This is a genomic window from Flavobacterium sp. AC267, from assembly GCF_979258715.1.
Genome location: NZ_OZ409875.1, coordinates 1,664,190 through 1,677,044, shown reverse-complemented (window position 1 = coordinate 1,677,044; position 12,855 = coordinate 1,664,190). Strand labels below are relative to the sequence as shown.

The following is a 12,855-nucleotide window of genomic DNA, read 5'->3' as shown; positions in this document are numbered from 1 at the left end:
TTCAAAATGAATTTCAGAAAAGCTACAATTTCGGACCTAAAAGAAATACAGCAATTGTATATTGAAACTATACAATGGGTTTGTAAAAACGATTACAATCCCGCTCAAATTGACGCTTGGACTGCAGGGGTCCATAATACCGAGCGTTGGATTGAAGTTATCGAAAGTCAGTTTGTTTTATTGGCAATTATTGAAAATAAAATGGTCGGATTTGGAACTTTGAAAGACGGAAACTATATTGATTTTTTCTATATTCATAAAGATTTTCAGCGAAAAGGAATTGCTGATAAAATCTTATCTAAACTAGAATTAGAAGCTAAAAAACACTTTTCAAAAATCATAACATCGGATATCAGCATAACGGCAAAACCATTTTTCGAAAAGAAAGGATTTGCTTGCAAAAGCAGAACAAAAAAATATCCGATTAGGAATTGAGCTTATCAATTATAAGATGCAAAAGGAATTAAAATAGTAGCTTCACGTCCCAACCAACTTGAAACCTGAAACTTGAAACAAACCAAAAAATCCGCAAGTTTCAGATTTTATACCCGCAGAAACCAATCGATCTTTGCCTTATAAAATGGAAAGAAAATGAACACACAGGAAAACATTAATTATAATCGGATTGCCGATGCAATTGATTATATCAAAGCTAATTTTAAAGACCAGCCTAATCTTGATGAGGTTGCAGAGAAAGTGCATTTGAGTCCGTTTCATTTTCAAAGGCTTTTCAGTGATTGGGCAGGCACAAGTCCGAAGAAGTTTTTGCAGTACACTAGTTTAGAACACGCAAAAAAATTGCTCAAAGAAAATCAAGCAACAATTTCTGAGACAGCTTACGAAACAGGACTTTCAGGCACAAGCCGACTGCATGATTTATTTGTCAATATCGAAGGAATGACGCCGGCCGAATATAAAAATGGAGGAAAAAATCTGGCTATAAACTATAGTTTTGCCGAAAGTCCGTTTGGGAATATAATCGTAGCGTCTACCCAAAAAGGAGTTTGTTTTATGGCTTTCGCCGAAGATGAAAGAATCGGATTTCAGGATCTAAAAAACAAATTCCCAAATGCGACATTCTCCAGAAAATTAGATTTAGCACAACAAAATGCCTTGTTTATTTTCCAAAATGACTGGAGCAAATTATCTCAAATCAAACTGCATTTAAAAGGCACCGATTTTCAACTAAAAGTTTGGGAAACTTTATTAAAAATCCCAATGGGACAACTTTCTACATATGGTTCCATTGCAAATCAAATTGAAAAGCCAAATGCTTCAAGGGCAGTTGGAACTGCAATTGGCGACAATCCTGTAGCTTTTTTAATTCCGTGTCACCGCGTCATTCAATCTTCTGGAATTTTCGGAGGTTATATGTGGGGCAATACCCGAAAAACAGCTATTATTGGGTGGGAAGGCGCGAAATTAATCTCGGAAATTTAAACAATTTACGACACAGATTTTCTGTAGAGAGGCACTGCAGTGCCTCTACGCAAAGATTGTCGACAAAGAATTTCTTTACGGAAATACATTACGTTAGACGCACTGCTGTGGGTCTCTACAGATATGCTATGTGTTGAATGCTCTGTCATTATAAAATTCAATCTAGAATTATTTATGCAAAATATACAATCTAAAATTGCTTCTCTTAACTGGGAAAGCATCACCGAATCTATGCACGAAAATGGATTTGCCATTATTCCAAACGTTCTGAATAAGGAACAATGTGAAGATTTAAAATTCGATTATCATAATCCAAATTTATATCGAAAAACAGTTGTGATGGAACGTTATCGGTTTGGTTTGGGAGAATACAAATATTTTAATTATCCATTGCCAGATTTAATTCAAAACATTCGTTCTTCCATTTATCCGAAATTGGCTCCAATTGCAAATTCTTGGATGAAAGCTTTGAATATCAGCACTATTTTTCCTGAAACGCACGAAGAATTATTAAAACAATGTCATGATAATAATCAATTGAAAGCGACTGTTTTAATTTTGAAATATGGCAAAAGTGGTTTTAATACTTTGCATCAGGATTTGTACGGCGATGTTTATTTTCCAATTCAAATAGTACTTTTTCTAAATGAACCCGATGAAGATTTTACGGGCGGCGAATTTGTCTTAACCCAGCAAACGCCCAGAGCACAGTCTAAAGCAATTGTTTTGAAACCTAAAAAGGGAGATGTCTTGGTTTTTACCACCAATTTCAGACCTGTAAAAGGAACAAAAGGATATTATCGCGTGAATATGAAACATGGCGTGAGCGAAGTTCATTCTGGAGAAAGATATACATTAGGAATTATTTTTCATGATGCGTTAAATTAAGGTGCAAAGGTTCAGAGGGACAAAGGTGCAAAGATATGCATCCACTAAACCTCTGAACCTTTGTCCCTCTGAACCTTTCTACCTAAAAAATATGATTGAACACAATAAAATTTCAGATTCAGATCTTCGAAATAAAATTAAAAATGCGGAAATTTGTTTCGGTGGGAACCGAAAATTAAAAATCTACGGAACGCTGAAATGCAGTTCAGGAAAAAGAATGAAACGAGAAAATCGAGTTTTCTTTTTATCTGAAAATGAAGCCAGACAAAATGGTTTCAGACCTTGTGGACATTGTATGAAAACCGACTATCAAAAATGGAAAAATGGACTTATTTACTCCTGAAATAAACGAAAATACAAATCTGCTTCCAAAAGATGGAACTGTAAATTATTACGGAAAATTATTTTCCAGAAATGAAGCAGATTTTTATCGCGACACTTTATTACATTCCATTGAATGGAAAAATGATGAAGCCTTTATATTTGGAAAACTAATTTTGACCAAACGTAAAGTGGCTTGGTACGGCGATCAGGAATTTGAATATACGTATTCCAATACTACAAAAAAAGCGCTTCCATGGACAACAGAACTATTAAAACTAAAAGCTTTTATAGAAGAAAAAACAGGAGAAACATTCAATTCCTGCCTGCTTAATTTATATCATTCTGGCGAAGAAGGAATGGCGTGGCACAGTGATGCAGAAAAAGATCTCAAAAAGAATGGCGCAATTGGATCTCTCAGTTTTGGGGCTGAGCGTAAATTTGCTTTCAAGCATAAAAAGTCGAAAGAAACGGTCTCTTTAATTCTGGAACATGGAAGTTTACTGGTTATGAAAGATGAAACGCAGACAAATTGGTCGCATCGATTGCCACCAACCAAAACAACTCAGAAACCAAGAGTAAATTTGACTTTCAGAACTATTATTAAATAATTATTTTGCCATAGAGAAACCTAACAGGTTTTAAAAACCTGTTAGGTTTGTATGCTGAATAAATTTACTTTTTGCCTATAACATTTTGATAAGATCTTATTAAAGCATCTTCAAACATTTCTGGTCGTACTTTTGAACTTTCGACAATTGTCCAGCCTTGTTTTCCCCATTTATTTGGAACGGGATAAAAAATCATTTCGCGCGAAGCACAAAAAACCGATTGATCTATTTCGTTTAATTTTAAAACTGCTCGATTATTCTTTTCATCAAAAGTGGCGAAAATTTTCTTTTTGACGCGAAAGGATATTTTCTCAAAATGAGGTTCTTCTGTTGCATCTGGAAACGACAATGCTAATTTTCTAAAGGTTTCAATTGAGATCATAATCGTTTTTTTTTAATTATAATTTCTTTACCAGCCGTGATTCAAACCATTTTTTAAAACCTCATCATATTTTTCTTTATCAAAAGAATATAGATTTGGAGCTTTGTGTGCTACGTTGCTTTTCTTTTCGTCAAGCTTCGTTAGAATTCCTGTAGTAGTGATTTTGCGTAAAAAGTTCCTGCGATCCAGTTTTTTATCCAAAATCGTTTCATACAATTTCTGCAATTCTGGAATGGTAAATTTCTCCGGCAGTAAATTATATCCAATTGGCATTAAATTCAATTCAATTCGTAAAGTATCGAGTGCTTTATCCAGAATTTCGCGGTGATCTAAAATAAGTTCCGGAACTTCTTTATGATCAATCCATTCTACAACTTCATGTCTGCTCATCGGGTTTGGAAGAATTTTCGAAAAATCAACCAAAGCATAATATCCAATCGTAACAAAACGACGCGTAAGCCATTTTCCTTTTTCTTCTTCTATTTGCAGATACTTTAGAATCCTTTCATCAAAATGCTGATCATTACGTTTTACTTTTCCAAAAGTCGCAAATTGTCTCAAAAAAATACCTTCAACTCCAGTTCGGCTGTTTAGTACGGTAATTAGCTGCAGTATCAATATCCTGATCTACATGGATAAAGCCGCCTGGCAGAGACCATTTCATGCGCATGTTCTACTTTTATTAATAGAACTTTAAGCTGATTGTCATGAAAACCAAAAATTACACAATCTATAGAAAGTCCAGGCTGGTAATTTTCATTATTATCTATAATGTCTTTTAACATTCGAGTATTTAAGTGTATATCTTTCTTTAAACAACACTGCAATTTACTTCATTTTTACAAATTCGAATCACTTTTTAGAAAATAGAATACTATTTCCCAATAAAACAGAGAAGTGTGTAAATCACAATTTTAACTAAAATTTAAAGTTCAAATTTAAAAAAAATAATTACATTGCGTCATAATAACACATTAATGATTTGAATTGTTAAATTCAAGGTTATTTCCAAGAAAAGCATTACAAATCAGTTTGTTCCATTATTAAAAGACAGACATTGAAAAGTTAAAATCACAAGTTATGATTGCCAATCCGTTAAAAAATATTAATCAAAAAATTAGAACCAAAATCTGGTCTTCTTTCGGATTTGTTTCTAAGACTTATCTTCTGGAAGCTTCTTTAAAATACAGCGCGGAACAAGAAAGAATTTTCAATGAAATGATTATTGAAAAGGATGCAAAAAATAAAAAAGCCAAACAAGAAGCTTATGATAAAGCTTTGTATGCTTCGTACAAAGGAATTGGCGCAATGGATTTCATAAATACAGTTTTAAAATAACCTTTACACATTTTCATAATTTATAATGCGACCTCACTTCCTTTCAGTGAGGCTTTTTTTTTGACATAGATTTTACATTTTTATCGAGTAAAATCGGGCTTTATTACTTACTTTAGCTATATTGAAAGTAAGAATATACCCTGTAAAATTATTAATATGGAAAACATCATAGAATCAGAAAATTACAAAATTCAAAAACCCGAACAGTGGGCTTCAAAAACTGATGATAAGCGACTGATCGAATATATAAAGGAATCTGATTTTTCAAAAAAACAAGTTGATGAAGGAAGAGATTTCTGCTACTTTTTAGATAAAATTTATTATACAAGTGATACAGAGAACAGCGAATACGCCTGCGTAGCATACACGCTCAACGAACCATCAAATCTGGAAAGTGCTTCTGCAAAAGATGTGATTGTAGAAGAAAATGAAACCTACATTATACATCGCATTAGTGTTCTTAGAGATGGTGTTTTAATTGACAAAATCCCAGATACAAAAATCAAGGTACTTGACAATGAAAACCAAAGTGAAGGCGGTGTATTGAGCGACAGCAAAAAAGTAAATATTACGATTAAAGATTTACGACTTTACGATATTTTAATTACGGAAGATTCTAGAATCAAAGTTTTTACTGATCGTGATTTCCTTCGAAAAGAGTTTCTAAAATATGTTTATGTAACTCCAAATACTTACTGGGCGTATGGAAACTATAAATTTACTTTGATTAGTGACCGAAAAGAAACAATTGCCTATAAGAAAACATTTTACAGGGATGAGGATGGGAATGTATTGCGACCCGAAATTAATTATCTGAAAAAAGGCGAAAGATTTGTAATTGAAAAAGAAAATTACATCAATTCTTTTGATGAAAATAGAGAAATTGCTCCTTACATTGATTTTGCTACAGATCGTAACTGGACGGATCTGGCTAACTATATTTCTCCTCTTTACGAAGAAATTTACAACAAATCTTCTTTAAGAGATTTTGCTCCAACTCTTGTAGAAAAATTAGATGCTATTGCAGATCAGGATGAAAAACTGCAGTTTGCAATTGATTATGTACAGAATCATGTTTATTATGTTTTTAATGCCGATGAAATGAACGGGCATAAACCACAGGAACCTGCTGTAACTTATGAGAATAAACAAGGAGATTGTAAAGCTAAATCGGTTTTACTGAAAGTAGTTTTAGATTATATTAATGTTGATTCTTCTGTGGTTTTGGTCAACTTTAATTCTGATCATTATATTAAATATTATCTGCCTTCTCTGCTAACCTTTAATCATGTAATTGTAAAGGTTAATTATAAAGACGAAACCTATTTTATAGATGCAACGGCAAGAGATGAATTTGGTTTAATTGAAAATCGTGGTTTTATATATTTTCTGCATTATCTTGAAGTAAAACCAAATAAGGAACTGGAAATTAAAAAATCGCATAGGTTCTCTTATTATGGAATTAATGAAAAAGCAGATTTCAACGCTCAAAATAATTCCGGCACATTAAAATTAACCAGCACTTATAAAGGAAATCGCGCTAATTATATGCGTAAATACTTTAAAAACACTAACAAAAGAGAAATTATCGACAGCTGGAATAACTTCTTGTTTTATGCTTTAAATTATTCGAATGACCGAAATGGAACGGATATTAGAACCATTTTTCAAAATGCCGTAATCGATATTGTAAGTGATGATAAAAGATTGAACGAATTTACCATTCAATACAGCGCTTCTATTGAAAATCCTTATTTTGTTGATGTGCAGAAGAATCGTTTTTTAATGTATTTTGATCGAAATGTAGTAAAAAATACGGCCAGAGATTTTATGCATACAGACATTCCGTTTTGGCATAATTTTGATAACGAAAGATATGAGATCAATCTTCAGACTGATCAAAGAATAGATACCGAAGAGAAATATACCATTCAGGAAAGCACAATTACTAATCCGTATTTTGATTTTACAAGCCGTAAAAAAGTAACTAAAAACGGAGCATCTGTAATTATCGATTTCAAGCCTTTGTCAAATTTGGAAATTCCTTCAAGTGATTTTGAAAAATTCAGAAATGACCATCATTCTATCGCCGATAGTAATTATGGAATTGGCATTGACATTATTGAACAAGGTTTTTTAAATCTTGTAAAATTCAACTTTAAAAAACGTCTTAAATAATTTTAATAAAAAAATGGGGCTTTTTACAGCCCCATTTTTTATAGTTTATGATCAATTTCTAATTAGCAAGCAATTCAAAATCTGATTTTAATTTAATATCTGCTGACGAAGCGCCAATCATTACTTCAAAATCTCCCGGCTCAGCCGTCCATTCTAATTTGTCATTGTAGAACGAAATTTTTTCTTTATCAATTGTAAACTCGATTGTTTTAGATTCTCCTGCATTTAATTTCACTTTCTTAAAATCTTTCAGTTCTAAAACGGGTCTCACAACAGATCCGAATTTATCTTTTAAATACATCTGAACAACTTCTTCTCCAGCAACTTTTCCGCTGTTTTTTAATTGGAAAGAAACTTTAATCGTTTCGCTGCTTTTTACTTTCAGTGCTGATAATTTCAAACCAGAATAATCAAATTTGGTATAACTTAATCCGTATCCAAAAGCATATTTAGGAGAGTTTTTTAAGTCGATATAAGCTGAAACATAATTAGTTTCATTTTCACTTTTAGCTGGTCTCCCAGTGCTGAAATGATTGTAATAAATTGGCACCTGCCCCACTTCTCTTGGAAAAGTCATTGGCAATTTTCCAGACGGATTGTAATCTCCAAATAAAACATTGGCAATTGCATTTCCTGCCTCTGTACCCAGCCACCAAGTATATACGATTGCCGGCACATTATCTGCTGTCCAATTAAAAACAAGGGGTCTTCCTGCATTAATTAAAACTACAACCGGTTTTCCTGTAGCCTGAATCGCTTTTACTAAATCTTCCTGAACTCCTGGCAAGTGAAGATCACTTCTGCTTTTTGCCTCACCGCTCATATCGCGTCTTTCACCAATACTCAAAATAACTACATCAGCTTGTTTGGCCGTTGCTACAGCTTCCGCAAAACCGTCTTTATTATCTCCATCAACTTCACAGCCTTTAGCGTAAAGCAGTTTTGTGTTTTTACCTACTTTATTTTGAAGTCCGTCCCATTGCGAAACCACCCATTTATCGTAATCAACTTCTGGAAGTTCTACAGACCAAAATCCCATATTGGCTTTGTATTCTTTAACCATTGGTCCGATAAAAGCAATTGTTTTTACACTTTTAGAAATTGGCAAAGTTTGGTTTTCATTTTTTAATAATACAATACTTTTTTGTGCCACTTCAAGAGTTGCTTTTCTATTTGCTGGATCTGATAATGCTTTTTCTGCACGTTTTTCATCCGAATATCGGTAAGGATCATCAAATAAACCTAGTTCGAATTTTTTGCGAAGTATACGTTTTACAGCATCGTCAATTAAATCAATAGAAACTCTTCCTTCTTTCACCAAAGCCGCTAGATTGTAACGATAGGCATTACTTTCCATATCCATATCACTTCCTGCGGTAATGGCGACGTAAGTCGCTTCTTTTAGATCTTTAGAATAACCGTGAGCCACCATTTCTCCAATTGATCCCCAATCTGAAACTACGAAACCTTGAAAGTTCCATTTTCCTTTTAAAATATCTCTTTGCAAGTGAGCATTTCCAGTTGCCGGGATTCCGTTAATATCATTAAATGAATTCATGAATGTTGCTTGCGCCTGCATCTAAAGCGGATTTAAAAGGTGGTAAATACGTTTCAAGCGAGCATTCTTTCGCTCATATCTACAGAGTTATAATCTCTTCCGCCAACACCTGCGCCATAAGTCGCAAAGTGTTTTACACAAGCCATAACGGAGTTTAAATCTCCCAATTTATTTCCTTGAAAACCTTTTACTCTTGCGTAAGCAATTTTAGAACCTAGATAAGTATCTTCTCCCGCACCTTCCATTACACGTCCCCAGCGAGGATCACGACCAATATCTACCATTGGAGCAAATGTCCAATGGATTCCGCTTGCTGACGCTTCTGTAGCGGCAACTCTTGCTTGCTAACTCGATCGCATCTAAATCCCAGCTCATCGCTTCTGCTAATGGAATTGGAAATGTAGTTTTGTATCCGTGAATAACATCTTGACCAAACAACAATGGAATTTTAAGTCTTGACTGCATGGCCAATTCCTGATATTGTCTGGTATATTTTGTTCCAACAACATTTAGCATCGAGCCAATTAAACCTGATTTAATTTCGGTTTGTTTGTTTGGATTAATAGTAATTGGCCCCGTAGCAGAATTGTCTCCTGTGTACTGGTTTAACTGTCCAATTTTTTCTTCAATTGTCATTTTCTTCAATAGATCATTGACTTTCTGATCTATTGTCTGCTGTTGTGCCGACGCAAAAAGCGAAAACAGCGACAAAGTGATTGTGGTTACTTTCTTCATAAGTTTAAGTTGTTTACCAAACATAAGTAGCAACAGCACCTGCGTTTAGTGTGGTTGAGGTTTGTTTTTGGTTGTATTTAATATTAAAGGTTTCTGCCGAAGCTCCGTCATTTTCTACAATCAGAACGATTTGTCCTAACGGAGTTTTAAAAGAAACATTGTGTAAATTTCCAACTATATCACTTCCGATTCTTACTGAACCTTCTGGAACAAATTTAGAAGCGTGCCCAATAATATAATATCCTACCTCTCTTTTTATATTTTGATTTTGATCGATCATCAAAGCGCCTTTGCAGGTCGAACATCCTCCGGGTGTAAAAGGTTTGTAAAACTCATCATTGGCCAATCCCCATGAAAGTGCATTTTTACTCCAATTACGCATGGAACCGATTACCACATTTTTTACACTCCATTTTAAGTCGGTTTCAAAATTAGTTCCTGTTCCTGTATATTGTTCGGTAAAATACAAATCTTTATCTGGAAAAGCATTATGAACCGTTGTCAAAGCACTAATGTCGCCTTCATATAAATGAAAAGCCGAACCCGTAACAAAAGGATTTGCTTTTGGATCTTTTAAAATAGTCAAAGGATATTCTGGTTTATTGCAGTTATGATCGTAAACAATAATTTTGGTTTTGATTTTAGCTTTCGCGAAAGCGGGACCTAAATGATTTCCAATAAAATCTGCCTGTTGTTCTGCGAGCATTAATAAACTTGGATTATTTCCTGGATGCAAAGGTTCATTTTGGGGCGTAATGGCGTCAATAACAATTCCGTGTGATTTCATTGCCTGAATATATTTCACGAAATATTCGGCATAAACCTGATAGTATTTGGGTTGTAAACTACCGCCTTTCGAGCTTCCGTTATCTTTCATCCAAACTGGAGGCGACCACGGAGAACCCATTATTTTTATCTTCGGATTTATAGCTAGAATTTCTTTTAAAACCGGAATTACATCTTCTAAATCTGGTCCTAAATTGAATTTTTCCAGTTTTAAATCGGTTTGCCCTTCCGGCAGATCATCATACGAAAAAACTTTTTCATTCAAATCTGATGCTCCAATACTAATTCTCAAATAACTTAAACCAATGGCATCTTCTTTTCTAGAAAATAACTCTTGAAGCAAAGCTTCTCTTTTTGGTTTATCTAGTTTTAAAATGGCCTGAGCACTTCCTCCCGTTAATGAAAAGCCAAAACCTTCTATAGTTTGAAATTTCTGAGAAGGGTTTACCTCAATTGTCTGATTTGAATTTGTTTCTGCATTGAAAACCAAATCAGACTGTTTTTTTAGTTTTGAACTTTCATCTGAAGTTGTAATCCAAGATTCTACTTTTCCAGAATTAGCTGAAGCATTTTTTGAAGATCCACAATTGAACTGCATCATAATTAGAGGCAGTAAAACCAGAATCTGAAGTTTTTTGTTGCTGTTTTTCATTTAATCTATTTCTATTAAAACAGGTAAATGATCCGAGGGATATTTTAAATCTTTAGAATCACTCAACACTGCATGTTTTTGAATGTTAAGTCCGCTATTTTTTGAGACAAAAATGTAGTCTAACAATAATGTTACGGGTTCATTGTGTTTAAAATCGTTGAAGGTTCCTGAAGGGCCAAAAGGTTTTTCTTTTGAAACATCTTTGGTATCATTCATCACTTTTTTTATCTCTACGATTTGTTTTGTATCAGGTTCTGAATTAAAATCTCCCATTAAAAAGGCTGGGTAATTTTTAGTATTTAATTCTTTTATTTTAGAAAGAACAAGCTGAACGCCTTTTACCCTCGCTTCTTCGCCCATATGATCTAAATGCAGATTGAAAATCCAAAATGTTTTTTTAGTTTTCAAATCTTTAAAAAGTCCGTATGTACAAACTCTGTTGCAGGTCGCATCCCATCCTCTCGAAACTACATTCGGTGTTTCTGATAACCAAAATGTATTGGATTGTTCTACTTTAAATCGGTCTTTTTTATAGTAAATCGTACAAGCTTCGCCCAAACCGCCTTCTTCTCTTCCTATTCCAAATCTGTTATAATTTGGCAGAGCCGATGCAATATCTGTAACTTGATTTGGCGTTGCCTCCTGCACTCCAAAAATATCTGGGCTGTAAAAACCAATTTGAGAAGCAAAATAATCTTTTCGTTTTGGCCAGGCATTTTCTCCGTCTGAAGCAACATCTAAACGAATATTGTAGGTCATAATTTTTAAATTCTGACCATAGAATGAGTTGACAGCTAAAAGCAACATTACTGCGCAAACAAGTTTGTTTATCTTTTTCATGTTAAAAAATTTTAATCTGTAAATCTAGTGTTTCCGAGACTTTGCAGAAAAAAAATCTATTTAAAACTTATGTTAATTATATACTCTCACATAGTCGATTTCGTAAACAGCACTTTTGAAGTTTGGATCAACAGCTCCGCCAAAATTGCGCCCATTGCGAAATTTAAAATCACAAAAAACTTGGCATTAAATGGTGTCGTACTTGAGTTTTTGTATGTGTAAAATAAATTATCGTCTACATAAAACTTGATACTTTCTGCACTCCATTCCGCCGCATAAATATGATAGGCTGTCGTTGAAGTTGGATTTGTTGTTGTCGCTGTATCAGGAGTATTTCCTGAACGGCCTGGAGAATGTAAAGAAGAGTGGATCACGTTTGGTTTATTTCCTACTGATTCTAAAATGTCGATTTCTCCGCATGCAGGCCATCCAACTGTATCAAGATTGTCTCCTAATAACCAGAATGCAGGCCAAGTGCCACCGCCGACTGGTAATTTTGCGCGTATTTCTGCTCTTCCGTATTTAAATGAAAATTTTCCTCTGGTAAGCATTCTTGCCGATGTATATTGGCTTCCCATATACTCTTCTTTAATCGCTTTAATTTTTAAGATTCCGTTTTCGATGGTTACATTTTCTGGACGTTTGGTGTAATACTGTAATTCATTATTTCCCCAGCCGTCTCCAGTTCCTGTATTATAATCCCATTTGTCATTATTTGGTGCGCCAGCAACATCAAACTCATCTGAAAATATTAGCTTTCTTGCGACGAAAATATTTACTGTTGTAGAAGTATTGGTATATTTTATTCCATTAAATGTGGTAACTTCAATAGTATAGGTTTTAGTACCGGGTTCGGTAAATTCATATGAGAAACTACTCGTTGTAGATTCTTTCGTTTCATTATTTACCTTTATTTTATATGATTTTGCATCTGCGACCGTAATGGATAAATTTATTTTTCCACTTCCGTCTCCATTTGGCATTTCAGCAGTTTTACCTACTACATCAACCTGAACAGAAATTTTATCAGGAACTACTACAACAGGATTTTCATCGGTCGCATCGTTACTACTGTCTGCAAGATTGAAATATAAATAATAAGATTAGTGTAAACACACCCGCCCTA

The 12,855-nt window shown here is 34.1% G+C and carries 12 protein-coding genes and 1 pseudogene; 7 read left to right on the top strand and 6 right to left on the bottom strand.

What is annotated here, in order from left to right; translation table 11 throughout:
- The first annotated feature begins 6 nt into the window (after nucleotides 1-6).
- From ACZZ95_RS08665 to ACZZ95_RS08645, 5 genes are all read left to right on the top strand, one after another.
- Nucleotides 7-435, top strand: coding sequence for a GNAT family N-acetyltransferase (locus tag ACZZ95_RS08665; protein ID WP_463468738.1), 429 nt, complete (start codon nucleotides 7-9; stop codon nucleotides 433-435).
- Between the two features lie 156 nt (nucleotides 436-591).
- Nucleotides 592-1,440 (top strand): bifunctional helix-turn-helix domain-containing protein/methylated-DNA--[protein]-cysteine S-methyltransferase, encoded by an 849-nt coding sequence (locus tag ACZZ95_RS08660; protein ID WP_463468737.1) that lies wholly within the window; start codon nucleotides 592-594, stop codon nucleotides 1,438-1,440.
- 174 nt (nucleotides 1,441-1,614) lie between these two features.
- Nucleotides 1,615-2,328, top strand: a complete 714-nt coding sequence (locus ACZZ95_RS08655; protein ID WP_463468736.1) for a 2OG-Fe(II) oxygenase — start codon at nucleotides 1,615-1,617, stop codon at nucleotides 2,326-2,328.
- 91 nt (nucleotides 2,329-2,419) lie between these two features.
- The gene (locus ACZZ95_RS08650) at nucleotides 2,420-2,671 is read left to right on the top strand and encodes an Ada metal-binding domain-containing protein (RefSeq protein ID WP_463468735.1); all 252 of its coding nucleotides are present in this window, start codon (nucleotides 2,420-2,422) and stop codon (nucleotides 2,669-2,671) included.
- Complete coding sequence (locus ACZZ95_RS08645) at nucleotides 2,652-3,260, top strand: alpha-ketoglutarate-dependent dioxygenase AlkB family protein (RefSeq protein WP_463468734.1); 609 nt, start codon at nucleotides 2,652-2,654, stop codon at nucleotides 3,258-3,260. Before ACZZ95_RS08650 ends, ACZZ95_RS08645 begins: the two co-directional genes overlap by 20 nt.
- Nucleotides 3,261-3,324: 64 nt before the next feature.
- Here the strand turns inward: ACZZ95_RS08645 and ACZZ95_RS08640 are convergent, their stop codons facing one another.
- Entirely contained in the window at nucleotides 3,325-3,642 is a 318-nt protein-coding gene (locus tag ACZZ95_RS08640; RefSeq protein ID WP_463468733.1) for an MmcQ/YjbR family DNA-binding protein, read from the bottom strand.
- A gap of 27 nt (nucleotides 3,643-3,669) precedes the next feature.
- Nucleotides 3,670-4,260, bottom strand: coding sequence for an NUDIX hydrolase (locus ACZZ95_RS08635; protein WP_463468732.1), 591 nt, complete (start codon nucleotides 4,258-4,260; stop codon nucleotides 3,670-3,672).
- A 462-nt stretch (nucleotides 4,261-4,722) separates the two neighbouring features.
- On the opposite strand from ACZZ95_RS08635, the gene ACZZ95_RS08630 reads away from it, so the two are divergent.
- Nucleotides 4,723-4,980 (top strand): hypothetical protein, encoded by a 258-nt coding sequence (locus ACZZ95_RS08630; protein WP_095952740.1) that lies wholly within the window; start codon nucleotides 4,723-4,725, stop codon nucleotides 4,978-4,980.
- A 156-nt stretch (nucleotides 4,981-5,136) separates the two neighbouring features.
- Nucleotides 5,137-7,158, top strand: coding sequence for a hypothetical protein (locus tag ACZZ95_RS08625; protein ID WP_463468731.1), 2,022 nt, complete (start codon nucleotides 5,137-5,139; stop codon nucleotides 7,156-7,158).
- Between the two features lie 58 nt (nucleotides 7,159-7,216).
- Here the strand turns inward: ACZZ95_RS08625 and ACZZ95_RS08620 are convergent.
- The 4 genes and pseudogenes from ACZZ95_RS08620 to ACZZ95_RS08605 all read right to left on the bottom strand — a co-directional run bounded on the left by ACZZ95_RS08620 (nucleotide 7,217) and on the right by ACZZ95_RS08605 (nucleotide 12,712).
- Nucleotides 7,217-9,451: pseudogene (locus tag ACZZ95_RS08620) on the bottom strand (glycoside hydrolase family 3 N-terminal domain-containing protein).
- A gap of 13 nt (nucleotides 9,452-9,464) precedes the next feature.
- Nucleotides 9,465-10,889, bottom strand: a complete 1,425-nt coding sequence (locus tag ACZZ95_RS08615; protein ID WP_463468730.1) for a glycoside hydrolase family 30 protein — start codon at nucleotides 10,887-10,889, stop codon at nucleotides 9,465-9,467.
- Entirely contained in the window at nucleotides 10,890-11,729 is an 840-nt protein-coding gene (locus tag ACZZ95_RS08610) for an endonuclease/exonuclease/phosphatase family protein (protein ID WP_463468729.1), read from the bottom strand.
- An 86-nt stretch (nucleotides 11,730-11,815) separates the two neighbouring features.
- Complete coding sequence (locus tag ACZZ95_RS08605) at nucleotides 11,816-12,712, bottom strand: glycoside hydrolase family 16 protein (RefSeq protein WP_463468728.1); 897 nt, start codon at nucleotides 12,710-12,712, stop codon at nucleotides 11,816-11,818.
- Between the last annotated feature and the right edge of the window lie 143 nt (nucleotides 12,713-12,855).

Bases quoted from the DNA above. Each gene is read 5' to 3' on its own strand.
- ACZZ95_RS08665 (WP_463468738.1), top strand. From the start codon at position 7: ATGAATTTCAGAAAAGCTACAATTTCGGACCTAAAAGAAATACAGCAA.
- ACZZ95_RS08660 (WP_463468737.1), top strand. From the start codon at position 592: ATGAACACACAGGAAAACATTAATTATAATCGGATTGCCGATGCAATT.
- ACZZ95_RS08655 (WP_463468736.1), top strand. From the start codon at position 1,615: ATGCAAAATATACAATCTAAAATTGCTTCTCTTAACTGGGAAAGCATC.
- ACZZ95_RS08650 (WP_463468735.1), top strand. From the start codon at position 2,420: ATGATTGAACACAATAAAATTTCAGATTCAGATCTTCGAAATAAAATT.
- ACZZ95_RS08645 (WP_463468734.1), top strand. From the start codon at position 2,652: ATGGACTTATTTACTCCTGAAATAAACGAAAATACAAATCTGCTTCCA.
- ACZZ95_RS08640 (WP_463468733.1), bottom strand. From the start codon at position 3,642: ATGATCTCAATTGAAACCTTTAGAAAATTAGCATTGTCGTTTCCAGAT.
- ACZZ95_RS08630 (WP_095952740.1), top strand. From the start codon at position 4,723: ATGATTGCCAATCCGTTAAAAAATATTAATCAAAAAATTAGAACCAAA.
- ACZZ95_RS08625 (WP_463468731.1), top strand. From the start codon at position 5,137: ATGGAAAACATCATAGAATCAGAAAATTACAAAATTCAAAAACCCGAA.
- ACZZ95_RS08615 (WP_463468730.1), bottom strand. From the start codon at position 10,889: ATGAAAAACAGCAACAAAAAACTTCAGATTCTGGTTTTACTGCCTCTA.
- ACZZ95_RS08610 (WP_463468729.1), bottom strand. From the start codon at position 11,729: ATGAAAAAGATAAACAAACTTGTTTGCGCAGTAATGTTGCTTTTAGCT.
- ACZZ95_RS08605 (WP_463468728.1), bottom strand. From the start codon at position 12,712: ATGCCAAATGGAGACGGAAGTGGAAAAATAAATTTATCCATTACGGTC.